Source organism: Paenibacillus sp. 01T47, assembly GCF_056398245.1.
This window is the reverse complement of sequence record NZ_JBFTPA010000018.1, coordinates 51,277-76,379: the sequence shown is the minus strand read 5'-3', so window position 1 is coordinate 76,379 and position 25,103 is coordinate 51,277. Positions and strand designations below refer to the sequence as shown.

Here is a 25,103-nt window from a genome sequence, read left to right as displayed (position 1 = left end):
CTAATGCCCGCTCACCTCTTCTGTTTGTCTTAATTGGCAACGATATTGACTAGCTTGCCTTTTACCGCAATGACTTTACGGATTGTTTTGCCAGCAATCAGCTCTTGTACTTTCTCAAGTTCTTTCGCTATGCTTTCCATCTCAGCAACGTCCATATCAGCTGCAATGGAGATGCGATCTGCGATTTTACCATTTACTTGTACGACGATCTCAACCTCTTGATCGACCGTCCAAGCTTCTTCGAACGTCGGGAACGCTGCATACGTAAGCGAATCCGTGCGTCCCAGCTTCTCCCATAGCTCTTCCGCGATATGCGGCGCAATTGGAGAAATCAATTGAACGAATTGCTCCATTGCTGCTTGCGGAAGCACATCTGTTTTGTAGGCTTCGTTTACAAAAATCATGAGCTGGCTGATTACGGTGTTGAAGCGAAGTCCCTCATAATCATCCGTAATTTTTTTGATTGAACGATGCCATGTGCGCTTGAATGCATCACTTGTTTCGCCATTGCCGATTTTGGCATTCAAGCTGCCATCCTCGTTCACGAACAAACGCCATACACGGTTAAGGAAACGATATGTTCCTTCCACACCATTGGTATTCCAAGGTTTCGTTGCTTCAAGCGGACCCATAAACATTTCGTACATACGTAGCGTATCTGCGCCAAACTCGTTTACGATATCATCTGGATTGATAACATTTCCACGCGATTTGGACATTTTTTCGTTGTTGTTTCCAAGGATCATGCCTTGGTTGACAAGCTTATGGAACGGCTCCTTTGTATCTACAACGCCGATATCATAAAGCACCTTGTGCCAGAAACGAGCGTAAAGCAGATGCAGTACAGCATGCTCAGCGCCACCGATGTAAAGGTCAACCGGCAGCCATTGCTTTTGCTTCTCTGGCGAACAAAGCTGTTTGTCGTTTTTAGGATCGATGAAGCGCAGGTAGTACCAGCAGCTGCCAGCCCATTGCGGCATCGTGTTCGTTTCACGGCGAGCCTTCATGCCCGTTTCAGGATCGATCGTGTTCACCCATTCCGTAACGCTGGCAAGCGGTGATTCCCCAGTTCCTGAAGGAGTGATAGCATCAACATCAGGCAGCAGAAGCGGAAGCTGATCCTCAGGAACAGTCTTCATCGTACCATCCTCCAAGTGAAGGATCGGAATCGGCTCACCCCAGTAGCGCTGGCGGCTAAACAACCAATCGCGCAGGCGGTAAGTGATTTTCCCTTTTCCTTTGCCCGACGCATCCAGATGCTCTATCATTTTCGCAATCGCTTCTTCATTCGTCAAACCGTTCAAGAAATCGGAATTGACATGAATGCCGTCGCCTGCATAAGCTTCTTTCGTAACATCTCCGCCTTGCACAACCTCAACGATTGGCAAATCAAATTGCTTAGCAAATTCCCAGTCGCGAGCGTCATGACCTGGAACAGCCATAATAGCACCCGTTCCATAACCAGCAAGAACATAATCTGCGATCCAGATTTGTGTTTTCACGCCATTAACGGGATTAATGGCATAAGCTCCTGTGAACACGCCTGACTTGTCTTTCGCCAAATCAGTACGCTCCAAATCACTCTTGCGCGATGCTGCCAGTTGATAAGCTTCAACTGCTTCTTTTTGCTCTGCCGTTACGATTTTTGCAACAAGCTCATGCTCAGGAGCGAGTACGCAATAAGTCGCGCCAAACAATGTATCTGGACGAGTCGTAAATACGACCAATGCGGAATCATGACCGTCAATCTCAAAGGTAACCTCAGCTCCTTTGGATTTTCCAATCCAGTTGCGCTGCATATCCTTAATGCTTTCTGTCCAGTCCAGTTCTTCCAAATCATCCAACAAACGATCTGCGTATTCTGTAATTTTCAAAATCCACTGACGCATAGGCTTGCGAACAACGGGATGATTGCCCCGCTCGCTTAGGCCGTTAATAACCTCTTCATTTGCAAGCACCGTTCCAAGAGCTTCACACCAGTTAACTGATACTTCAGCAACATAAGCGAGTCCTCTGTTGTACAATTGGATAAAAATCCATTGCGTCCATTTATAATATTCAGGATCGGTTGTACTAATCTCGCGATCCCAATCGTATGAGAAGCCAAGTGATTTTATTTGTCTGCGGAAATTATCGATGTTTACAAACGTAATATCGCGCGGATGCTTTCCTGTATCAAGCGCATGCTGCTCAGCAGGCAATCCGAACGCGTCCCAGCCCATCGGATGAAGGACATTATAACCTTTCATTCTTTTGTAGCGAGACACGATATCCGTCGCTGTATAACCTTCGGGATGTCCTACATGCAAGCCAGCTCCAGATGGATATGGAAACATATCTAATGCGTAAAATTTTGGTTTTTCAGCATCCTCTGTCGTTTGAAACGTTTTGTTTTTATCCCAAAATTGCTGCCATTTCGGCTCCACAACAAGCGGGTTATAGCCGTGAAATTGCTGTTCTTGACTCATGTGCTCATATCCTCTCTCAAATAAATGCTGAATGCATAATTGTACAAAAAAACATAAAACCTCTCGCCCCTAGCGAATTATCGCTAGGGACGAGAGGTTGTTCTCCCGTGGTACCACCCTAGTTAGCGAAAGACATGCTTTGCCGATCGCTCACTTGTCGCCCTTATCGCGGGCCAAACGGTGATTTTCGCGTAAACGATGTTTCGTAAACATCGCTTTCGTTAATCGCACAGCTCCAAGGCGAGCTTCATTTCGCTGCAGGTCCGGCTTCCACCATAAATCACCGGCTCTCTAGGCCTGACAAACGAAATTACTGTTCCTCTTCAACGCTCCATATGCATAAAATCGTTAGTTTCGATTATAAAGATCACACGGTTCGGTGTCAAGAGAACGAACTTGAACTTCAAGCGTACACTAATCAATTTGCACAACACATTTATTTTTCTTGTGCTCCTGATATGGTTTTATTCGCTCCAGCTCCGAAGCCTATATATCCAAAAATAACGGCAACGGCTACTAGCATCACTAATGAGACAGTCCAATTATTCGTCAAATCATGAATGAGTCCAAACAACAGCGGTCCGGCAGCGGCAAGCAGATAACCAAGTGACTGTGCCATCCCCGACAACTGAGCCGACTGCCTTGTGCTGCTTGTCCGCAATACAAAAAACATAACTGCGAGACTAAAGCCGGAACCGCCGGCTATTCCGAGTAAGATCATACAAATCGGAATAAGATCCACATTCCCGCTAAGGAGCCCTAAGTATCCTAGGAGCAGCAAGATCGTTGTAAGAATAACAAGCAGCCTTTGGCTTGCCTGCTTTCCCGCAATGACAGGGATAATAAAAGTCGCGGGCAAGCTGACAAATTGCAGCAGTGACAGCATCCATCCCGCATCAACGTGACTCATGCCGCGGTCAGACAAAATTTCAGGCAGCCATGATATGTTGACATAGAAACAAAATGATTGAAGCCCCATAAATAATGCGACTTTCCAAGCTAAGCCAGAGCGCAGCAGACCTCCGTTCTTCTCGCCATTCGTCGCTGCTTTGTTGTTGTCCTTCTTCGCAAACGAACGAAGCTGCGGTACCCATGCAATCGTAGCAATTAGAGCGAGCAGTGCCCAGCAGGCCAGCATACCTTGCCAGCCCAAGGATATCTTCTCTGTAATGGGAATGCTGAAACCTGAAGCTAAAGCAGCGCCTAAATTCATCACGACCGAATATAAACCAGTCATTAAACCGACGGTGGCCGGAAAATCTCTTTTTATCATGCTCGGAAGCAGTACGTTTGCAACTGCAATCGCCATGCCCAGCAAGATCGTTCCAACAAATAAAGCGGCTATCGCCGGAAGGGATCGAATTACAATCGCGCCAGTCAGCACGACCATTGCAATAAATAATGTGTTTTCCATACTTATGCGCTGAGCCATTCGTGGCGCAAGCGGAGAAATAAGTGCAAATGCTAGCAGCGGCAAGGTCGTCAGCAGCCCAGTGAGCGCACTGGAAATGCCGAACGAACGCTGAATTTCAGATACGATTGGTCCAACCGCTGTTAGTGGCGCTCGCAAATTAGCGGCTATTAGCAAAATGCCAAGCAGCAGCAGCCATGAGCTTGTTATTGCAATTGGCGCAGAAGATGTAGATGCTGATGATAAATTTGAATGGCTGATTTTCACGAAATAATCCTTCTTTCTCATGCTGATCAATCTAAGTTGTTTAGTTTCCCATATAAGCGCCTTAAACATTCAACAAGGCGCCTTATACGATTATTACAAATAACAAATAGCAGCTTTTATTTTTTTACTCGATACCAATATTCGTATTGCGGGACATACCCGATTTTATCGTACAGCCGATTACCTGCTGCGTTATCTTTTACGACGAGCAGATAACCTTCAGTCGCTCCATATCCCTTGCCCCATTGTAGAAGATGCAGCACTAGCTGCTCGCCAAAACCTTTATTTCGATAGTTAGCATCGGTCACAATATCATAAATACCAATCCAACCATCCTCAATCACCCCATAGCCGCATGCTACCGGTATTCCATTATCGTGCAAGATTGCGCAGCATTTATCCAGCGGTGACTGTTCTAACATTTTACGTGTAGTTGACCGCTGTTCATCCGTTAAACGACTAAAAACCGCAACCGCATCCAGCCAGTTCTCCGAAACTTCCTGTTCGAGCCAAATTTCAGCAGCCTTCGGGGATAGAGCGTCAGAAAGATGTATCGTCTTTACAATCGTCCGGTCGATAAGCTCATAACCGCGAGTCGCCAGTTCCTCATCAAGCGAGGTTGGCTGGACGAAGGGTGTTATTTTAAAAACAGAGCGAATGCCCTTGTGTTCATACAGTTCCTCGCAGGAGCTGATTTTTGCATCAAGCTGAAGCGTGCTGCCGTACACAGGATTAATCGAATTGGAACGTTTCGTATAACCTTCTGCAAAACGAAGCAGCCAGCCGTCGTAGACAACCGTTTGCAAAGCTGGCCAGCCATTCAAGCTCATTTCCTCTATGCGAAAATGCAACAGTCTCTTAATCTGCTCCATATGATGCTGATCATGCCATATAAAATCTTTTATATACTGACTTACTTCAAAGGCATGACCGTCCGCATCTACATAGTCAGCTTTGTACTGCTCATCTGCTAACTGTGCTATCGTGTCAATAATCCGCTCACGTATGCTTGCAGCTTCATGAACGAGCTCAGCGATCGAAGTTGACTTGCTGTATATTTTAGCTTGTTCGTTAAACTCATTATAATCCAAATGTTTAACCGTAAGCGGCAGGCCAGCTCGCATCTTTAAGATTGCTTCTTCATAAAAATAAATATCCCAACGTAAAATATGGGCTGTGACGTCTCGAACCGACCACTTTCCTGCGGCAATGCTCTGATTCCAAATACGTTCGTCGTAACGCGCCAAATCGGTTACAAACGTTATCCATTCTTTGAAGGTGTCCAGCAGCTGCAATTTCTCGGTAACCATATGCAAATTCCACTCCCCTTAAACTGGCATAATCATCCAAGCTTCCATTTATCATAAAGGATGATTCATTAAGGAGAAAGATTTTTTTCCATTTTTGAAATAAAAAAAGCCGCCTCATGAGCAGCTAATTGCGATTCTGATCCTCATAACATATCAAATCGTTCAAGCTGTTCCAGCTGATTTTCTCGCTTCAATATTTCACGCTGCATCGGTCCAAGCAAATCAAAATGCGGATACTCTGACCGCGCATGAATATAGCGAGGATTAAGTCCGTTATCGAGGCACCAGCGCGAGAGCTTCTCCATATCGGAGCAGCCTACCTTCGTTACTGTTTTCATGTCTGGAAACCTCGAATCCAGCCAGTAGTGCGTCAGAAATGCAATTTCTCCGCGGGCAACGGCTTCCTTCCATCGCTGCAACTCTTTTCTTTTTATGCCAAAGGCCACAGCACATCGCTCCTTTAACGTTGAACATTCCTTCCTGACTAGATATGGACTCTTTAAGTCAGGATGTTCTTGACTCTCCCTACTTGCCCATCAGCCAGTCTCACTTTAATGCCATGAGGGTGCTTAGGCGAATTCGTCAAAATATCTTTCACGACACCTCGTGTCAGCTTGCCAGTCCGTTGATCCTGCTTCAAAACAATGTCTACCGAAAGGCCCGCTTTGATCGCGGAACGCTCTGTTCCATTCATATTTACCATTCCTCTGCTGCTCTAATGTCGGCTTTTAGCATAGCATAAGCAAAGTAAAGATGCACATTATAAGGACAGCTGTTATACTTAACATCAAAAGATGTAAACGAAATGAGGAAATGTATTAATGTCTAACGCATTTAACGCTTTGGGTATAATTCCCAAGCTAAGCGAATTGCTTCACCATGATGGAATTATCGAGCCGACTCCGGTTCAAAAGCAAGCGATTCCACTTCTGCTCAACGGGCAGGATGTTATTGCACAAGCTCAGACGGGCACAGGCAAAACGATTGCGTTTGCTTTGCCTATTTTGCAACGTATTAATATAGAGAAAGAACAAGTCCAAGCTCTCATATTAACTCCAACGAGGGAACTTGCGATTCAAATTACGAGCGAGCTCAAAAAACTTGTTCCCGCTGTTGGCGTAAGCGTGCTTGCTGCCTATGGCGGCCAAGACGTTGATGCTCAGATTCGCAAACTGCAGCGCTCGCCCCATATCGTGGTTGCAACACCTGGTCGTCTAATCGATCATATGAAACGTGAAACCGTCAGCCTAGGCAAGCTGCAAATGCTTGTTCTCGATGAAGCGGATCAAATGCTTCACATGGGCTTCCTGCCAGATGTAGAAAGCATTATTTCACAAACGCCGAAAGCTCGTCAAACGATGTTGTTCTCAGCTACAATGCCTGATGCTATTCGCAAGCTGGCTGCTGATTATATGAAGACGCCTGTCGATATTCGGGTACGCAGTACTAACGTCACACTCGACAGCATTACACAAATCGTCTATGAAACAACGGATAGAAGCAAACAGCAAACTCTCGTGCATTTGCTAGAGCGTCATCAGCCCTATTTGGCCGTTATTTTTTGCCGGACTAAAGTTCGCGCGAAAAAATTAAACAAGGAACTCCAAGAGATCGGCATCGAATCGGATGAGCTGCACGGCGATCTTACGCAAGCGAAGCGTGAGCAAGTAATGAAGCGCTTCAGAGATGCAAGACTGCAAGTGCTCGTAGCGACTGACGTTGCTGCTCGCGGACTCGATGTTGAAGGGGTTACCCATGTTTACAACTACGACGTTCCACAAGACGGCGAGCTGTATATTCACCGTATTGGCAGAACAGGTCGCGCTGGGCAAGATGGCGCAGCCATCACACTCGCAACTCCTTATGACAAAAACCATTTGATTCTTATTGAACAAAGCATAAATGCTAAGCTTGCACGCCGTGCGATTGACAGCGAAGGCAACGAAACATCTGTACGCGCACAAACCGGCGATCGTCCAGAGAGAACACGCAGTGCAGCTGGCAAAAGCAGTACACGCGGCGGAAGCAGCAAGCCAACCGAGGGTGGACGCCGCGGCGGTCGTGACCGTTCTGCTCAAGGTGATCGCAATGCGAAGCCAGGCGGACGCAGAGGCCAACGCGAGACCGTTCGTCCTAATGCTGGCAAACGTACAGGCAGAACAGCTGAGATTCGCGGTCAAGCTTCCGAAACAGCTGGCGAGAGCACAGGCTGGTCAGCCAACCGTGGGGACCGATTCGAATCCGCAAGCCCTGCTCGCGGTAATGACCGTTCCCAAAGCCGCAGCAGTTCAACTCGCGGCGGTGATCGTTCCGAAAGTCGCGGAAGTTCAGCTCGCGGTGGCGAACGCTCCGAGAGTCGTGGCGGCTCAGCTCGCGGTGGTGCAAGTCGCACCGGCGGCTTCGGCAGTCCTCGCGGCGCAGAGCATGTAGCTGGCCGTGCCTCGTCCAAGGTGGATAGCCCTTGGGAAGCAGCGCGCAGTGATTTCAAAGCGAAAACACTAAACGAGCACGAAAACGGCCGTGGAACAGGCAAGCGCGGCAAATCATCGTCAGGCGGACGCAGCGGCTCACCTGCCGGCGGTCGCGGCAACAGCCCGCGTGGTGGCGGAAGCTCTTCGAGCAAACCGCGCGGCGGCGGCGGACGCAATCGGTAAACAACATTAAAAGAAAGAGCGGTCAACACAGGAACTAATTCCTAGTGCTGACCGCTCTTTCTTTTTCTATATCATTCCATCAGGATCTTACTTCGTTAACCGATAGATCATATTGATTATTATTGATAGTCAATGCCGCCTCATAATATCCTCTGCCGCAGCTAGCAGAATTGCATTGGCATTTATACGCGCCGCTGCATCCGCAAACGTAAAAATGTGTAGGATCTACTGTAATTCCGCTCACCTTCAGTGGCCAATGGCAATCAGGCAATCAATAATATAATAATAGCTAGGGTCCAAATTTTTAAGAAGGCTTATGCTTGCAAAGCTGAATTTTCCAGGTGCATTATCCAGCCATACATATTTCACCTTACCGTTCGTACCAGGAAAATTCATCTGTCCAAAAACATTTCCTAAATACTTTACGAATATCCGAAAGAAAAAGAGCTGTTTAATTAGCTCCACGCGTGCTCATAAAGCGCTCTAGCCACGCCATCCTCGCTATTCGAAAGTGCAACTGCATTAGCTGCCAGCTTCACTTCCTCAGGAGAATTGCCCATTGCTATGCCCATGCCCGCAAATTGAAGCATCGTTATATCATTATGATAATTGCCGATTGCTAGAATTCGGCTGCGATCAATGCCTTTAATTGCTGCAAGCTGCTGCAACGCTTTTCCTTTATTGGCTTCACTATGATGCACATCGATAAAAAAGTCGCCGCTCCGAATCGAATGAAGCTGCTTAGGCCATCCCGACCATTCCGTTTGTACGACATCCATCTGATCCTTCGTTCCGAAAACTGTAAATTTCACAAGGCCGCTAGGCAAGCCCAGGCGGAAATCATGAATCGATGGTTTAGCTTGAAAATGACCATACATCGCTTCCACTTCCGGCGTCATGCTCTCGACCATCATTTCAAAAGCAGTATTCAAATCAAAATGAATGCCATTCTCGCGGCAATATTGAATAAAACGCAATAAATGCTCAGGTACCATATCGAATTGGTGAACAACGGAATGGTTATCCGCATTAATCGTAGCTGCTCCGTTATGAGTAATCACCGTCCCGCTAAGTCCAAGCTCTTTCAGCACAGGAAGTGCGCCTGATGGTCCTCTCCCAGTACATAATACGATTTGAGCTCCGCGATTGGCAGCCTCATGTACCGACTCACGAATAGCTTTCGTCAGCACATGATCATCTGTAAGCAGCGTCCCATCCACATCTAAAGCAATTAAGTCATAATTAAGGCTCATGTCTCCACTCCTATTCCAAACTCTGTAAGTGCTCTCTCTATCTCTTAATTACAGCAAACACTAGATACAATGTCTAATCCGTCTTCCGTTTATGCGAGCGCAGAAGCTCTAGTTCTTCTTCCGTCAGCTCCCGATAGGAGCCCTCTTCAAGGGTTTCATCAAGCTTAAGCGGGCCCATCGATACTCTTTTCAAGTATACGACCTTTTTGCCGACAGCTTCAAACATTCTTTTCACTTGGTGAAACTTACCTTCCATAATGGTAAGGGAGATACTCGAAAATATTTCATCATCCCTTTGTTCATGACTCTTGATGTGTAGCTCAGCCGGCATCGTAACATACCCGTCGTCTAATGCAACGCCAGCCAAAAAAAGCTGCTTGTCTTCTTCGCCAACATCGCCTAGAACCAATGCTTCATAGGTCTTCGCAACATGCTTGCGCGGAGACAACAGCTCATGAGCAAGCTGCCCATCGTTAGTCAGCAGCAGCAAGCCAACCGTGTCTTTATCCAGTCGTCCGACTGGAAATGGATCTCGCTGTCGATCGCTGAGCTCAAGTAAATCGATTACTGTGCGTTCTCGACTATCTTCGGTTGCAGAAATAACGCCCTGCGGCTTATTCAACATGAAATAAACGACATCACGATACACGACAGGTGCGCCGTCAAAATAAACCTTTGCTGTATCAGGGTCAACGATTAGTCCGCTGTCTTTCACTACTTTATCATCGACAACAACCATGCCGAGCTTCACAGCTCGTTTAATTTCGCTGCGCGTACCCAGTCCCATATGGGCGATCAGCTTGTCAATTCGAATACGTTTACTCATTCTACATCCATCTCCATCCTGCAGGCAGTTCATTTTTGATCATTCCAGCGGCATATTTCCCCCAACCTATCGGGAAACCGTCTGTGCAAACTAATATATATCCTTTTGAGGCGGCGCCAGCATGCACCGTTAATTCCGATTCATCAACAAACAAGGTTTCCCCTTTGAGATATCGAATCGTCTGCTCATCAGACGAGCTCCAATTAACAGAGCGCACAGCTTCATCATTCTTTAACCCCATGGCTAGCGGGTGTGACGGTTCAAATCGACCTCGAATAGCTTCACCTACATACCAGCCGGCTCTAACCACGCGCAAGCCATCGAGCGATGGCAGTTCGGCAGGCTGAATATATACGCGAGAACCAAAGGCTACAACACGCCCTGGCCAGCTTCGTGCATTTATCGCAAATTGTTCTGCATACTGGTGCCACAGCTCAATTGGACTTGCTTCTTCAGTGAGGTTCATCGCGGCTCCATCACGACCACTCCCTGCCCCTTTCTTGTTTGCAGGGCGCTCCAATCCAGCGTTGGCCCAATCATTTCTCGTTTGCCGTTTAGCTGCGCGGCGCTCATCCCTATGATCTTGTTTCTTTTCTTGTCTTTTCCCGCTGCTTGGCACGACTTCGCGTTTTAAGCTTCCGCCAGCAGACTGGACGCTCTGGCGCTTTACAGAAGCAGCAACCGCCGGCTCTTCTTCCATGATGCTTGTCCGCTCCCCGCTGCGTCTAAGGACAGCCGCATAATGGCCTTCTCCCTCAATTAAATGCGGCCATAGCCTTACCGTTCCTTGAATGGATTGCAGACGCTCTTCATCAAGCTGCGCCATGCCTTCTGCTAAATCCGCTCTGCCTGCCCTCCAGCCATGCTGAGGAGAAATAGCTTCAACAAAAAAATCTTCATGCTCGGCTAAAAACTGAGCCATTTGCTGCTCGTTCTCCTCCGGCGAGAACGTGCATGTCGAATAGACCATTCTCCCCCCAGGTGCCAGCATCGCTGCGGCATGCTGCATAATATCGCGCTGCATTAAGGAGCATTTTTCAATCGAGTGCTTCTCCCATTCTGCGATCATCGAATCATCCTTGCGAAACATGCCCTCGCCGGAGCATGGTGCATCAATGAGAATACGATCGAACCATTGTGGAAAAACAGCGGCAATTGCTGCGGGCTCATCGTTAAGCACGACAGCATTGCGTACGCCGGCAAGCTCTATATTTTTGGCCAAAGCCTTTGTTCTTTCTCTGGCGTTATCATTCGTGACGAGCACTCCGCTTCCTTGCAGCTTCCCTGCAATTTGCGTCGATTTACCTCCTGGGGCCGCGCATAGATCAAGTACGCGTTGACCAGGCTGAACGTCCAGCAGTTCTACCGGAGCCATCGCACTCGGTTCTTGAATATAATAAAGCCCCGCATGATAGTGCGGATGTTTGCCTGGCCGTTCACCCTCTTTGTAATACAAACCATCCGGTGCCCAAGGTATTTCACGCACCTCCTCGCCCATGTCAGATAGCTTTTTCCATTGCTCGACACCTAGCTTTAATCGATTGATTCGAAGACCGTATACTCTCGGTGCATCATACGAAGACATAAAGCTATCAAACTCATCACCAAGCAGCTTTTCCATTTTTTCTGTGAAATTACGCGGCAAATTGCCGTTCATGCTATTTCCTCCTGCCAAATAAATAGCCTCTCAGCATTCGCCGAGGCATTCGTACACAAAGCTTAAGAATTCATTATACAACGCACGGAATAATGAAGTGCCATTAAAATTGTTGAAAAGGTAGACAAGCTCCGAAACGCTATTCGTTATACAAAAGTTGGTCGCATTCCATAGCCGATTAATGGAATATACTTCCTTGCGTCTTTATGACCATCTCGCCCATCTAACCTATGTAGCCTTCATGAAGCAAACAGCAACTATCGTTTAACAATAATACACGGCGAAAAAGCCATAAGGAGATTATTCATATGAAAAAAATAGTAATAGGTACAGTCGTAACTTCAGTCATTGCCGGTGTAACCCTTATCGGGTTGCTGACGAATTCGGTCAGCGACCGCAGCATTGTTCAAGCCAAGGAAAACGTAAACCAAATAACGCAGCAGCATGTGAAACAGCCCAATGCAAGCATTAGCAACGACTCGTTCCGCAACATTGAAGCAGCGAAGCAAAGTTTAGTATTTGAAATTAATGGCGAAGCAAGCTTATTCGAAGGCACCTACCATTTCACAATCAAGCAAGGCGATAAAATCATCATGACTGATTTTGGAACTGCTTCTGTAGGCGGACCGGAATGGGGCAAAGTGAATCAGACCATTATCGTTCCGGTAAATAAGTTGTCACTCGACATCCCGCTCCATATCGAGCTATATGAAATTGATCAAGAGAGCGGCGAACAAGTTCGCAAAATCAACATGCCGCTAACGATGTACGCTTGCAGCAAAAAAGTCGATAACGAATCATTTCGCAACCTGATGATCACTCCTGTATCCGTCGATTATTCCTTAAAGGGCGAGGCGAGGCTTTCAGAGGGCACCTATAATTATACCCTAAAACATGGCGAAAAAGTGCTTGCCTCAGGTTTTGGAACAGCCTCTATCGGCGCACCTGACTGGGGCAAGGTTCAGTATGATTGGAACCGTGTGGGAGAGCATAACCAGAGCACGACTATTACTCATAAGGAGGCCGACCGCCATTTCAAATGAAATTGAACTTGTAAAAAAAGCGATAGCCGGCGATGACGAAAGCTTCTCCAAATTGATCGCGAGTCGGCAGGATCGGCTCTACCGAATCGCCTATACTTATGTTCGCAACAAGGACGATGCTCTCGAAATTGTACAAGAAACCATATATCGCGCCTTTATTTCTGTCAAAAAAGTGCGTGAGCCGCAATACTTTCATACGTGGCTAACAAAGATCGCCGTCAATTATGCGCTTGAATATATTCGAAAAGCGAAAAAAACAGTCTATATCGACAGTGATTATGAGGCTGGTTACGCTCCTGAACGAACCGAAGAACAAATCGATCTGCATCAGGCACTCAACAGTCTTGACGAGAAGTCCAAAACGGTGATCATCCTTAGGTATTTTGAAGATTTGCCCTTAAAAGATGTTGCTGAAATTGTCGATATGCCGTTAAGCTCGGTGAAATCGAGCGTCTACCGGGCTTTAGCAAAGCTGAATATTCATCTAAACGAGGGGGAAGACGATGAGTAACCGAATGGATTTATTTAAAAAAACATATAATGAAATCGATATTCCCGATCAGCTTGCTGCCGTTGCCGATGCAGCTATTCAAAGAGGCAAAATCGAGCGCAAGCGCACGAAACAAGCAAACTCAATCCGCTGGGCGAAACGTGTAGTTGCTGGTGCAGCAGCACTCTTTATTATTTTTACAATCAGCATTAATACGATGCCCGCTTTCGCTAGCAGCTTAGAAAAAATACCTGGACTTGGCCAACTCGTGCGTACTTTGCAGTTTAACAAAGGAAGCGCAGGTGGCGGTACAATTACGGACTCTACTGCTATTAATGTCATTTCACTCGAGAAAAAAGGCGATCTTGAGCATATTGTCATTCATTTTCAGCAAAACAATAAAGATCAGCAAATGACGAATTCGTTTAGCGTAAACTATAGCGAGTATCCTAATACGATGACTTTTTCAATTGGCGGCGTTAGACGATTCTCAGCCGAGAAGGACTTAGCGGAGCTAAAGAAAAGCAGTTTAATCGCGGACGCTTATCCATTAATTTCGCTCGACGACTCGCTGGTTCGCTTTAACATAACATTTAAGAGCAATGTAAGTTACGAGGTCAAGGAATATAAAGAACCGGCACAAGTTGTTCTTACGATAAAGCGGGACTCTGCAAAAACCAATCCTCCCACCGTTTATTCGCTTCGTACCGCTTCTTCCGCATTCGGAGAAACGCAAGGCATCTACGAAGAAATGTTAGCAGGCCTTGAAGGAGTACGAACGCTCAAAGATCAACAAGGGGGCTACTTCGTCGAAGCTGGATATTATAGCAGTGAAGAAGCAGCTATGGGAAAAATGCAGGAAATAGTTAAAACCTATGGCATCTCTGATCATTCGTTATACATTGAACAACGAGAAGGCATGCAATATCCCCAAGCAATTAACGCCAGATCAGACAACCAGTAATATCCAACATTTTATCCGTATATTTCCTTTGATTCTCTAAATCCGAATGTTGTATGACATTGATGTTCAAGCTCTTACATACCAATACGGATTTGTTATATAATATATTTAAGTAAGGACATGCTGTTCTTTCATAGCTTGTCCACTTAAACCTGTTTCGGAGGTAGTTGCTTACATGAAGAAGAAAAAGAAATTGAAAATGATTTACGTCTATATCGGTATCGTTGTTATTTTATTCGGTCTTATTACCGTTTTAAACAACAGTGGCAAGGTAAACGCCGTATACGACAAGCCCCTCTCCGAGCTGAACCCAGAAACACGCAAGCTGCTTAATGATCCTAACTATCAGAATATCATTTTGCCTGCTGAATTAGACAAGAAAGTGGCCGATAAGGAAGATTTCTTCGTTTACCTATTCGCTTCTGATTGTCCTCATTGCCAAAGAACGACGCCACAGCTTATGCCGCTTGTTGATGAGCTTGGAATTGACCTTCCGCAATTCAACTTAAGAGAATTCCCTAGCTATTTCAACAAATATAATGTCGAGTTTACGCCTACACTTGCTTATTTCAAAGATGGCGTTCAAATTGACAAGCTAGAGGGCGGACTTGCTGAAGAAGGAACTACCGGCTACAAACTAGATGATTTTAGAGCGTTTTTCAATAAATATTCGGGGGCTGAAACCAAATGATGAAGCGTCAGCGCCAAACGGCTGAGCAGATTACGGAGGAGCAAAAAAATTCACGCATTCGCAGCATCATGTATGCTTTGCTGCTCGCATTCGCTTTTATTACTTTGCTCACCGCATGCGGCTTAGCGAACGACGACAAGGCAGGCGCTGAGCATCAACACGGTTCAGAAACATGGCAAACAACAGCATCCTATGATGAGCTGCCTGGTTTTTTAGCGGACTATACGCCGCATACGAGTGAGCTATATAAAGGAGTCCATGCTCACGCCGACATTATGAGCGGGATCACTTGTTATTGCGGTTGCTCAGATGGGTTAGCAGTTGAAACCCCGCATGACTCGCTTTTGCGCTGCTACGTTGCCGAACATCCTGCGGACGAGGGCGCTGTCACATGGACCAATCACAGTACCAGCTGCGGCATTTGTAAGAAAGAGATGGAAGAAGTAATCGCCTTAAGCAAGCAAGGCAAGACCAAGGAAGAAATACGTGCAGCCATCGATAAACTGTACAAACCAAAAAAATCAACAGATTAGTTAACGCTCATCTGCTGTATAAGTTGAAGAAGCTGTCCAACTAGGTCTACTCCGACCTTGCTGGACAGCTTCTTTTTTTCAAACATGTAATGCAACTAAGGTTTTATTTACTTATTCTTTCTTATTTGCTCCAATCAACGATTAATTTGGCCATTAATACGAGATCGAGAATATCAATGACCTTGTCGTTGTTCAAATCCCCAGATTTAACTGCATTCCAGTTGCTGTCGCCTTCCTTCGCACCATATGATTTTACGAGGATTGCTAAGTCAACGATGCTTACCTTCTCATCATTGTTATAATCGCCAGGGATATTAATAACCTCAAGTGCATGCGAATCGCCGGCTATCGTTACTTCTTCCACACTGTCGGATAATACTGCTTTTTTCACTGTAATTTGAGTTGGTCCAGCCAAAGCTCCTGCCTTAGCTTGGAATGTGAGCTTCATCCAATCCCCATTCGCATTCGTCTGTGCCTCATTCAAATGGACTGCGATCAATCTTACTTGTCCATCCTTATCCTTCGTTTCTGGGATCAAAAATTTAGTTTCATCCATGGATACTGCCGAAACAAAAGTCAACTTGGAAGGATCGTAATCAATCGTAATGTCCTCTGCCATAACGGAACCCACTACGTTTTCTAGACCGTAAGTAAGCGCAATGGAACTACCCACTGTTACTTTCGTTTCACCTTTTAAGCTGGCTTTTTCCGTCTGCTTGTCCTTCACTGTACCTGTAAAATCAATTTCGCTCATGCTCGTAAAGGTGCCTGCTGCATTATAAGTGCTCTTTACAACAAATTTGATATATCTGCCGGAAATCGTTTTGTTAAGCGGTGTAAAGTCTTTATACGTACTGCCTGTCCACGATTTGCCGAAGGTGCCAGTCGCTTTATTATTTTCATTCGCAAGGAACGCCGCGTCACTTAGATCTGACAAGCGATCAGAAGCGTATACCTCAAAGTCTTTCGGAAATTCCAGCGCAGTTTGATTCATTCTGCTTGTTCTTTGAATGCCGCTCAAGCTGTGGCTATTCTTTGAATCAATAATAACCCAGTGAGGGAAATCTGCCGCGGGAGCCTCCCATTTGGAGTGCCAAATAGTCGCCGAATCACCATCGAGAATATTTGATGCAAATGCATCTTCATTATCCGCATAAGAGCTGAATGATTCGATTGCAAATGCCGATTTCGATAGGAACTGATAAGTCACAGATTCCTTTGCCGCTTCCAAAGCGAGCATAAGATTCACATAAGCTTCATCGATTTCGTTAACTGGGCTTTCAGGAGTAAGCGCCGATGCACTGCTTAAAGCAGACCGAAGCTCCATCATCTTGGCAGCGGAATAGGTGACGCCTACTACACTCTCACTTGCAGCATCAAAGGCCGAAGCATCAACCTTCAACTTGTTAAGCTGCTCATACGTATAAGCAGGAATGATTTTGTAGGAATCGGATAAAGCCTTGATCTCCGTTGCAGTGAGCGTCCGTTTCCAAATTTTCAAATCGTCCATCGTAACATTGGCACCGCCGTTCCCTTTGTTGCCATCCGCGCCAATAATCGTATTAAATGCTGTGTCTACACTGCTCGTGCCAAGTGCAGTCATTTCTTTAGAGGCCTTCTCCACCCCATCGACATACACTTTGCCAACTTGGTTTGCTCGGTCGACGGTGACCGTGAGCAAATGCCATTCACTTCCTACACTACCCGCCGAAGTATCCATTCGGTTCGTGCCGTCTGCAATGTTTAACGTCATTGCATTGGCTACAGCAGGTCCGATATACCAACCGACGTTTTTGCCGCTGTTCCAGTTTTTATTCGAAATGACCGTCTGATCACCAGATAAATTGCCTGTATGCCAGAACGATACTGTAAAGCTGCCACTGCCAAACTTCAGATCGCTGCGGCTGCCAAGATCGATATAATTCGCATTGCCTGCCGGAATGTACGCTGCTTTATTTGATTTGCCCTGCACGTACGCAACGCTTCCGCGTGATACAGCCGAACCCGTCACGCCGCTCGCATCATCGTTTAAGTTGTCGTCAAACTTCATATCAACGACTAGGTCCTTCCATATTGTTTCAGGATCAATCGGCGTAAGCTCAGGCAGCGTGCCTCCCGTACGGAATGTATGCTGGATCGCGCTAGACTTGTTCCCGTAGCTGTCAACGGCATAAATGACCGCAGTATAGGTCGTTTGTGGATCAAGTCCGTCCAGGGGAATCGTCATCGCATTCGGGATCGGCGTAAAGAAATAGTCGGAGAACACATTAACCGATTTTGCGGTCGTACCCGTCCTTTTGTTCGTTAGCGTCAGCTCGTAATGATGCATGTTTTGGTCATCCTTCGCTTGATTGAAGCTCAGCTTAGGCGTGCCATCCAGATCCGTCACTTTCAGATCCGTCTCAGCAGGAAATTTTGGTGCTATTTTATTGCGATTTGCACTCGTATACTTGAAATTGCTTTTGATCTCTTGAATCGTGTTGCCTTTCAGTTCAATAACCCATTTCTCGCCAGCAATTGTACCGACGCTGTTGAATGGGGGAACCGGTGTCCAATCATCCATAATATCTGCTGGATCTGCATTAAAAGCAATTCTATCCACTTCAATCCGATCCGCATACACTTCAATAAAATCAGCCTGAGATACCGGAAATTCAAAGCGGCTGACAAGCCCTGCATTCGTTACAGCAGAGTAGCCATGCTCTGCTTCAATGTACGACATCGAGCCAAGATTCAGAGCCGTATAATCCTTCTGGAAAATAGAGCGTTCATCGCTGTTGGTCAGATGGGAGTGCCCCGACAACGTAATAACCTGCGGGTAACCCGCCAGATCACTGTTTAGGTTCGGATTGGACGCCTGCTGTCCATCCATTACCGTTCCTGTGATCGGCTGATGAATGCCTACAAAGATCGGTTTATTTTTGTTTAATGGATCAGCCGTAATTTCTGCCAATCTGCCCTTAAGCCAATTGCGCTGGCCTGTATCCGAGTTGTAGTTGTTTCCGTTCAAGAAGAAAAAATAATAGCCGCCGATTTGAGTTTCATAATAGCCGTTGGCCTGTGATGTGAACCAATCCGCTGGATAATGCTCATTCACTTTTGCAACTGTCGCGTCATGATTTCCCATTGCAACATGCATCTTTGTATTGGTCATATTTTTTCTAGCTAGATTCGCTTGGAAAATTTCCCTTACCATTTGATGATCGTTCGGTTTGTCTCCCCCGTTATCGTTGATCATATCACCCACAACTAGGATGGCATCAGGATTTGGGAAGATCGATGCGATAGTATCGAAATAGCTTTCATATCTTGGATCGCCTGTCGTGCGCGAGCCTACATGAACGTCTGACATCGCTACAAACTGCAGCAGCGGCTTTTCACTTGTTTTAATCATGTAACCAAACGTTACCGCATTGCTCGCCACGCCATCCTTTATCGCAATCGCGCTAAGGTTTGTGGTTTTGGCAATCGTGATTGGATTATTGTCAGCTTTTTTGCTTTTCTCGTTAGGCAGCGTTCCGTCAAGTGTGTAGTAAATGCTAGCATCACTTGTTTTAGAGCTTAATACAACCGCTATCGCAGCCTCGTAACGTCCTCCAGCGACAGATGCTTCAGGTGCTAGTACCGCACCATCAGCAGCGCTTGCTGATCGAATGAACCCTTGTGCATTGGAACATAAAACAGCCATAACTATGAAAACCGCTAAACTTCTCCTCCACTTAAAAAACAAATCAATCACTCCTTTAAATTTCTTGTTTCATGTGCATTATATATGTTTTGATTGGTTGTATTGTTAAACAGAAGTCATTTTAACGTTTGTTTATTGTAAATGATGGAATGGCACCACCTCCCTTGGACAACAAAAAAAGACGACTTCTCACTCTATAATGGAGTGAAAGTCGTCTTCAATGTTCATTTTGCCTAACTATCCTAAATCCAATTCACATTGGTTTTACGCCTGCTTTTATGCTAGCTTTGGTTTGCTTTCTTAGCTTTCCCAATGGCTGTTTGAATATCAAGCGAAAGCTGATTAAGCTCATGATAGTCCTCTTTTTCAAATTTCTCGTTAAATTTCATTTGAAATTGAGCAGCTTCACGAACCCGATTATAAAAATACAAATCTTGAATGCCTTTAAGCACCTTCGAGACCACATTGGACTGCTCCTCGAACTCGGTCTGCGCATCCAAAATCTCTTTGCGTATGCTGGTCATTTCTGTATCCAGCTGTGATGCGGCTTCAGCCGCTTTCTTCAACCGCTCACGCACATCCTCAGGCAAGCTTTCTTTAAACTTGTAGTTTAATGAATGCTCGATTGTCGCCCAAAAATTCATCGCTAACGTCCGTATTTGAATTTCAGCCAACACGATTTTGTATCCTAGTGCTGTTTGAACCGGATATTCAACAATCATATGGTAGCTTCGGTAGCCGCTGTCTTTGAAATTCGTAATATAATCCTTCTCATATACAAGGGAAAGATCTTTACGCGTGCGAATCAAGCCAGCTACGCGGTGAATATCATCCACAAACTGGCACATAATGCGAATACCTGCAATGTCCTCTATACCCGTATCCAATTGATCCGAGGGGACTTTGAGACGCTTGGCCTTTTCCAGAATACTAGAAATCCGCTTAACCCGGCCGGTGACGAATTCTATCGGCGCGTAAGCTTCTCGTATCTTCAGTTCGACCCGCATCGTTTTAAATTTCACTTTAAGTTCTTCAACCGCTTGTTCATAAGGCTGTAAAAAAAGATTCCAGTCTCTACCGTCCATCCGGCCGCCTCCTGTTCTTAAACGTGATCTGCACCAACTGCTTCGGCAATATTGCGGTAGCCATCTTTGCGTAAACATTCCTTCAATCCACTCGTTAGCTCTCGCAGCACTCCAGGCCCTTTGTAAATAAGCGCCGTGTAGATTTCTACAAGTGAAGCTCCCGCGCGGATTTTATCGTATGCGTCTTGTGCTGTAAAAATGCCGCCCGAGCCAATAATGGGCAGCTTGCCCCCGGTTTGGCGATATACCGCCCGAATGACCTCCGTTGAACGATCTCGCAGCGGCTTGCCGCTGAGCCCGCCCGCTTCGCCAGCATTCGAATGCTGAAGGCCTTGGCGCGATAATGTTGTGTTTGTTGCAATTATACCTGAGACTCCGCTTTCCATAATAGTCGCAACGGTAAGCTCCAGCTGTTCATCTGTCATGTCAGGCGCAATTTTGACGAGAACAGGTTTTGCTTTTGCTCCTGTTTTCGCCGCTTGCGTGTTTATTTCCTTTTTTACAGCGGCAAGTAAATTTCTCAGTTCTTCACCATGCTGCAAATCACGCAAATCCGGGGTGTTCGGAGAGCTGATATTGACGACAAAAAAGTCGCCGTATGTATACAATTCGCGTATGCAGGTCTGATAGTCCTCATGGGCAAGTTCATTTGGCGTTATCTTGTTTTTGCCAATGTTAACCGCTATCGGGATTCTATTTATTTTGCGGCGTGACAGCTTCTCTGCCATTGCCGCTGTGCCATCATTGTTAAAGCCCATCCGATTAATAAGCGCTTTGTCTGATGGGAGGCGGAACAATCGCGGCTGCTCATTGCCTGCTTGTCCTTTTGGCGTTACCGTTCCTACCTCAGCAAAACCAAAACCTATGCTTGAGAAACCGTCCGCGGCTTTGCCGTTCTTATCAAGTCCAGCAGCAAGTCCGACAGGGTGCGGGAATTGTAATCCGAATAGTTCTGTAGCAAGCTCAGGCGACTTTGCTACGCCATACATCGCATTCATCAGACCATTCAGCCCTGGAACTACACCGCCGGCAGCTAAGCCGTCAATCACAAGATGATGGGCCCTCTCAGGATCCATTCGAAAAAAAATAGGTTTTAAAATTGAAGAATAAATCAACTTACTCACTCCGATCTTAGATGTATGCTCTATCTGACAGTTTATCTTTTTTGCAGCAAAAAGAAAAGAGCCTGCACGCAAGGTGCAAGCTTCCATTGTATTGCGGCTTGTCTAGAAAACGATTACAATGAGATCATATTATTTATTACTATGAAATAGAGAGGTTGATTGACGATGAGTTCACCAAAAAGAAGACCGGCTACAATAAAAGCGAAACCAAAGGATGAAGTAAACAAAAAAGCGCTTGTATGGATTGGTTCAATCGTCGGCGTAGTTGTTGTAGCTGTCGCGCTGCTTCTTATTTTTACTTCGTAAGCGGTCTACGTCAACCATTTATAGATTTTCAAGGGATTGGTTTCGTTTTGGAGCGGCTCCAGCTGAAAACGTTCTGCTGGCTGCTGCACCTTAGACGGAAGCGTCCCATTTTTTATTTTGACAACCGTTCCTAGCGGCACCATATCAAACAACTCCTCCACATCAGCTTTGCCCATCCGGATACAGCCAAGTGATTCGTCCTTGCCAATACTGCCGGGTTCATCCGTTCCATGAATCGCGTACAGCGTATTCGATAATGTCATTCCTCGGCTTCCGAAGTTTCCATCGTCACGCCCATTCGGATTTCTAACCTTTTCACTTATGTAGAAGCTTCCCTCAGGTGTTGCATCGCCTCCGAGGCCCACCTTATAGCTGCGCACAATGATATCCCCTTGAATAACAGCAAGTCGATAACTCGCTTTATCTACCACGATCTCTAGCGGCTGGCTCCACTGTTTATCCAAAATTCCATTTGTGCCTACGTTCGGACTCGTTCTTTTTTCGCTTTCCTCTTGCTGCTGATTTCCTGCTGCTTGTTCTTGCTCTTGGATTGAACGGTTTTTTTGTACTTGCGCGGCTTTCAGCTTTCGCAATACAGCTGGAAACATAGAGCGCATACCGCTGCGTTCCCCGGAAAGAACATTGTTCGGATAAGGTTGAATAAGGTCATCCAACTGCTCCGGCCACTTTTTATATTTTTTCTCATATTGATAGATGCCGCTTGCAAGCGTCCAGTGCGTCTCTTGCTGCACGCTCCATTCCTTATATTGTGCTGCTGCCGAGCTCGCCTCAGAAGGCTCACACTCGCAGGTAAGGCGGTCATACATCGTTACATCCAGCTTACTGCTTCCGTTTTCCTTTTCTATAGACATGAGCAGTCTAGTGTTCCCTGTCCATTTCCGCCAGCCCTCATCTTCCTCAAGGCGAGCTGCAATGGTATGAAGAGGTGCTTGCTTGCCGGCTGCAATGAGGCTGTTCCATGCGCTGCCGACTGGATTTCGTTCTTTACGAGGTATAAACACAACGCCAATTGGGTTCACTTCAACTAAGGCTATAGGCTCGGGCTGCTCTGGCCTTTCCTTGAATACGGAAGTGCTAGCTGGAGCAAACACTGCAACGAGCAGGAACAATAGAGCTAATGCTCCTAATTTGCGAGCTCGTCTTTTTTTCTTTTGCTGCAAATCCCAATCTTTAAGCAGCTGCAATTGATTTTCCGATAACGGATGACTTTCATGCTCGAAGGCATCGTATACTTCACCAGCTTGCAGGAAGCAATAATTCGCTTTGCCCTCCTTGCCAGCGAGCTTGTATTGCTTGCCTAACAAATACCAACCCATTTGGTTATCAGGGTGCTGCTTTACAAATTGCTTCAAATAAAAAATATCTTCCGGAGAGTCCATCCCCCATCCTCCCGACATGTGGTATATATCCTCTATATCGGCAGGCAGGGAGTTTGATTGTAATCCCGAGTTCATTTCTGTTATTGCTGCATATACAAAAAAAGCTCCTCACCGCTGCATAGGCAAGCGAGGAGGAACTTTTTTATCATCACTCAAAAATTAGTAATTAAAAGGAACGTCTGCAATTTTGATTGAATCTGTCGGACAGCCGTCAGCTGCATCCTGCAAATCATCGAACAAATCTTCAGGAATTTCAGTGTTGCCTGTATTACCGTCAGCTTTATAAATAACTTCTGCAAGACCTTCGTCATCATAATCATAAATGTCAGGAGCAGTCGCTCCGCAAGCTCCACAAGCGATGCACGTATCTTTTTCAACCCAAGTAAACTTACCCATGGAAATCCCCTCCCAAATAAATAAACGGAATAATCTCGTCTCTGTACAGTCAAGCTTCATTCATCAATATATAACAAACTATCGTCCTTTTGCAAGGATGTACCGCGAATTCGTTTATTCCTAATTAAGGTTGAAGGATCATCACCAAGCATTCCTGCCGTTAAAACAGCATCTTCTCCATACTTGTCGCGGAGCTGATCCATCGCTTTAGTCAACGCTTCTTTTCTCGGCTGTTTCTCGTAGCTGAACAAATCAAGCTGCAAGGCAGTTTCGGCAAGCAAAGTGAGGTTCTGGAGCGTTATGCCAAGCAGCCGAATCGGTTCGCCTTCCTTCCAATGCCGGTCATATAGCTTGCAAGCCTCCCTATAGAAATCTTCACTCGATTCCGTAGGTGCTGCAAGGGTGTGGGAGCGAGCAATCGTCGTCATATCCGGCTTGCGAATTGTGATTTGAACCGTGGTTGCGACCATCTTCTGCCTTCGCAGCCTGCGACCTGTCTGATCCGCCAAATTAAGCAGCACCCGGAAAACGTCGTCCCGCGAAGTAATATCGTTCGGAAGAGTGGTCGTATGACCGATCGATTTGTTCCGTTCCCGATTTGGGTTAACTTCAGAATAATCAAGTCCATGGGCAGCTGATTTCATCCAAGAGCCAACTACGCCAAAATGCTTATTCAGCATCGTTTCATCCGATGCCGCCAACTGGCCAATCGTCCGAATATTCAGCTTGCTTAGCTTATCAGCCGTTTTTTTGCCGATGCCAAACAAATGATCGCACGGCTTATCCCAAAGCACCTTTTGCACATCACGAATCCGCAGCACAGTCAGCCCGTTTGGTTTTTTCATGTCGGATGCCATCTTTGCAAGCAGCTTATTTGGAGCTAAACCAATTGAACAAGGAAGAGACCACTCAGACTTGATCCGCTGCTGCAGCGAGGCCGCAATATCAAGCGGCGAGCCGAACATTTTCGAACCGGTAATGTCCATATAACATTCGTCAATCGATACAGACTCAACGAGCGGCGTATATTGTCTAGCGATTGCCATAAAGCCATGTGAATATTTGCGGTATAATGAAAAGTCCGGTTTGATTAATATAAGCTCAGGACAAAGTGTTAGTGCCTGTCTGACTGTCATTCCCGTCTTTATCCCTCTGCTCCGTGCTGCATAAGAACAAGTGACGAGGATACCCTTTCGCTGCTCAACGCTGCCGGACACTGCAGTTGGTTTGTCCTTATATTTCTCCGGCTCTTCAGCCTCATGTACGGAACAATAAAAAGCATTCATATCTAAATGAATGATAACTCGGCCCTTAGCCGGATAGAACTCATTCGTATTCGTCATAATCGCGCAACACACCGCCTAACCTAAGCCATAAGCCTACATAAGCTTATCCACCCAAGCATACAATTCCAATAGGGTCAAGTCAACGAAGCACGCGTGAGCTGACAAAAATTCCTTTTGCCCCCTCTACTTTCAAGGCGACAAGTGTTATAATACTAAATTATGATTTGAAAAGGCATTCAGTGAAGGAGGCG

Annotated in this window: 21 protein-coding genes and 1 other annotated feature; of the genes, 7 read left to right on the top strand and 14 right to left on the bottom strand. The window is 46.0% G+C overall.

Annotated features, from left to right (window positions below; translation table 11 throughout):
* Positions 1–29: 29 nt before the first annotated feature.
* The 5 genes from leuS to AC1DOV_RS26975 form a co-directional block, all read right to left on the bottom strand.
* Positions 30–2,468 (bottom strand): leucine--tRNA ligase, encoded by a 2,439-nt coding sequence (leuS, locus tag AC1DOV_RS26995; protein ID WP_430058016.1) that lies wholly within the window; start codon positions 2,466–2,468, stop codon positions 30–32.
* 82 nt (positions 2,469–2,550) lie between these two features.
* Positions 2,551–2,804: a binding site (T-box leader), on the bottom strand.
* A gap of 100 nt (positions 2,805–2,904) precedes the next feature.
* A complete protein-coding gene (locus AC1DOV_RS26990; RefSeq protein ID WP_477511387.1) occupies positions 2,905–4,095 on the bottom strand; it encodes a CynX/NimT family MFS transporter in 1,191 nt (396 codons plus the stop codon).
* 167 nt (positions 4,096–4,262) lie between these two features.
* Complete coding sequence (locus tag AC1DOV_RS26985; RefSeq protein WP_477551478.1) at positions 4,263–5,456, bottom strand: GNAT family N-acetyltransferase; 1,194 nt, start codon at positions 5,454–5,456, stop codon at positions 4,263–4,265.
* A gap of 143 nt (positions 5,457–5,599) precedes the next feature.
* Positions 5,600–5,902, bottom strand: a complete 303-nt coding sequence (locus AC1DOV_RS26980) for a hypothetical protein (protein ID WP_441881045.1) — start codon at positions 5,900–5,902, stop codon at positions 5,600–5,602.
* A 53-nt stretch (positions 5,903–5,955) separates the two neighbouring features.
* Positions 5,956–6,150, bottom strand: coding sequence for a YwbE family protein (locus tag AC1DOV_RS26975; protein ID WP_076266853.1), 195 nt, complete (start codon positions 6,148–6,150; stop codon positions 5,956–5,958).
* Positions 6,151–6,277: 127 nt separating this feature from the next.
* Here AC1DOV_RS26975 and AC1DOV_RS26970 point away from each other — a divergent pair, with 127 nt between their 5' ends.
* Entirely contained in the window at positions 6,278–8,110 is a 1,833-nt protein-coding gene (locus AC1DOV_RS26970) for a DEAD/DEAH box helicase (RefSeq protein ID WP_477511349.1), read from the top strand.
* A 455-nt stretch (positions 8,111–8,565) separates the two neighbouring features.
* Here AC1DOV_RS26970 and AC1DOV_RS26965 read toward each other — a convergent pair whose 3' ends face one another.
* The 3 genes from AC1DOV_RS26965 to AC1DOV_RS26955 all read right to left on the bottom strand — a co-directional run bounded on the left by AC1DOV_RS26965 (position 8,566) and on the right by AC1DOV_RS26955 (position 11,846).
* Positions 8,566–9,363 carry a Cof-type HAD-IIB family hydrolase gene (locus AC1DOV_RS26965; protein WP_477551477.1) on the bottom strand — a complete coding sequence of 266 codons (798 nt, stop codon included), beginning with the start codon at positions 9,361–9,363 and terminating at the stop codon, positions 8,566–8,568.
* Positions 9,364–9,436: 73 nt separating this feature from the next.
* Complete coding sequence (locus AC1DOV_RS26960; protein WP_477551476.1) at positions 9,437–10,189, bottom strand: 16S rRNA pseudouridine(516) synthase; 753 nt, start codon at positions 10,187–10,189, stop codon at positions 9,437–9,439.
* A 1-nt stretch (position 10,190) separates the two neighbouring features.
* Complete coding sequence (locus AC1DOV_RS26955; RefSeq protein ID WP_477511346.1) at positions 10,191–11,846, bottom strand: RsmB/NOP family class I SAM-dependent RNA methyltransferase; 1,656 nt, start codon at positions 11,844–11,846, stop codon at positions 10,191–10,193.
* A gap of 308 nt (positions 11,847–12,154) precedes the next feature.
* Between AC1DOV_RS26955 and AC1DOV_RS26950 the strand changes: the two genes are divergently transcribed.
* From AC1DOV_RS26950 to AC1DOV_RS26930, 5 genes are all read left to right on the top strand, one after another.
* A complete protein-coding gene (locus AC1DOV_RS26950) occupies positions 12,155–12,889 on the top strand; it encodes a Gmad2 immunoglobulin-like domain-containing protein (protein WP_477511345.1) in 735 nt (244 codons plus the stop codon).
* On the top strand, positions 12,813–13,400 hold the full coding sequence (locus AC1DOV_RS26945) for a sigma-70 family RNA polymerase sigma factor (protein ID WP_441881038.1): 588 nt from the start codon (positions 12,813–12,815) through the stop codon (positions 13,398–13,400). Before AC1DOV_RS26950 ends, AC1DOV_RS26945 begins: the two co-directional genes overlap by 77 nt.
* Positions 13,393–14,343, top strand: a complete 951-nt coding sequence (locus AC1DOV_RS26940; protein ID WP_477551475.1) for a DUF4179 domain-containing protein — start codon at positions 13,393–13,395, stop codon at positions 14,341–14,343. Before AC1DOV_RS26945 ends, AC1DOV_RS26940 begins: the two co-directional genes overlap by 8 nt.
* A 175-nt stretch (positions 14,344–14,518) precedes the next feature.
* Positions 14,519–15,034, top strand: a complete 516-nt coding sequence (locus AC1DOV_RS26935) for a thioredoxin family protein (RefSeq protein WP_076266845.1) — start codon at positions 14,519–14,521, stop codon at positions 15,032–15,034.
* Positions 15,031–15,567, top strand: a complete 537-nt coding sequence (locus tag AC1DOV_RS26930; protein ID WP_339203518.1) for a PCYCGC motif-containing (lipo)protein — start codon at positions 15,031–15,033, stop codon at positions 15,565–15,567. The genes AC1DOV_RS26935 and AC1DOV_RS26930 overlap by 4 nt, the downstream gene beginning before the upstream one ends.
* A gap of 121 nt (positions 15,568–15,688) precedes the next feature.
* Here AC1DOV_RS26930 and AC1DOV_RS26925 read toward each other — a convergent pair whose 3' ends face one another.
* The 3 genes from AC1DOV_RS26925 to AC1DOV_RS26915 form a co-directional block, all read right to left on the bottom strand.
* Positions 15,689–19,255: a LamG-like jellyroll fold domain-containing protein gene (locus AC1DOV_RS26925; protein WP_477551474.1), complete on the bottom strand. Its 3,567-nt coding sequence runs from the start codon at positions 19,253–19,255 to the stop codon at positions 15,689–15,691.
* A 281-nt stretch (positions 19,256–19,536) separates the two neighbouring features.
* Positions 19,537–20,340: a GTP diphosphokinase gene (gene yjbM / locus AC1DOV_RS26920; RefSeq protein ID WP_076266843.1), complete on the bottom strand. Its 804-nt coding sequence runs from the start codon at positions 20,338–20,340 to the stop codon at positions 19,537–19,539.
* Positions 20,341–20,357: 17 nt separating this feature from the next.
* Positions 20,358–21,455 (bottom strand): quinone-dependent dihydroorotate dehydrogenase, encoded by a 1,098-nt coding sequence (locus AC1DOV_RS26915; RefSeq protein WP_477551473.1) that lies wholly within the window; start codon positions 21,453–21,455, stop codon positions 20,358–20,360.
* A gap of 174 nt (positions 21,456–21,629) precedes the next feature.
* Between AC1DOV_RS26915 and AC1DOV_RS26910 the strand changes: the two genes are divergently transcribed.
* Positions 21,630–21,770 (top strand): hypothetical protein, encoded by a 141-nt coding sequence (locus tag AC1DOV_RS26910; protein WP_179089760.1) that lies wholly within the window; start codon positions 21,630–21,632, stop codon positions 21,768–21,770.
* Positions 21,771–21,775: 5 nt separating this feature from the next.
* Here AC1DOV_RS26910 and AC1DOV_RS26905 read toward each other — a convergent pair whose 3' ends face one another.
* The 3 genes from AC1DOV_RS26905 to AC1DOV_RS26895 form a co-directional block, all read right to left on the bottom strand.
* A complete protein-coding gene (locus AC1DOV_RS26905) occupies positions 21,776–23,170 on the bottom strand; it encodes a L,D-transpeptidase (RefSeq protein WP_477551472.1) in 1,395 nt (464 codons plus the stop codon).
* A gap of 159 nt (positions 23,171–23,329) precedes the next feature.
* Complete coding sequence (locus AC1DOV_RS26900) at positions 23,330–23,566, bottom strand: ferredoxin (protein ID WP_053376893.1); 237 nt, start codon at positions 23,564–23,566, stop codon at positions 23,330–23,332.
* Between the two features lie 56 nt (positions 23,567–23,622).
* Positions 23,623–24,909 (bottom strand): DNA polymerase IV, encoded by a 1,287-nt coding sequence (locus AC1DOV_RS26895; protein ID WP_339203523.1) that lies wholly within the window; start codon positions 24,907–24,909, stop codon positions 23,623–23,625.
* Positions 24,910–25,103 lie beyond the last annotated feature (194 nt).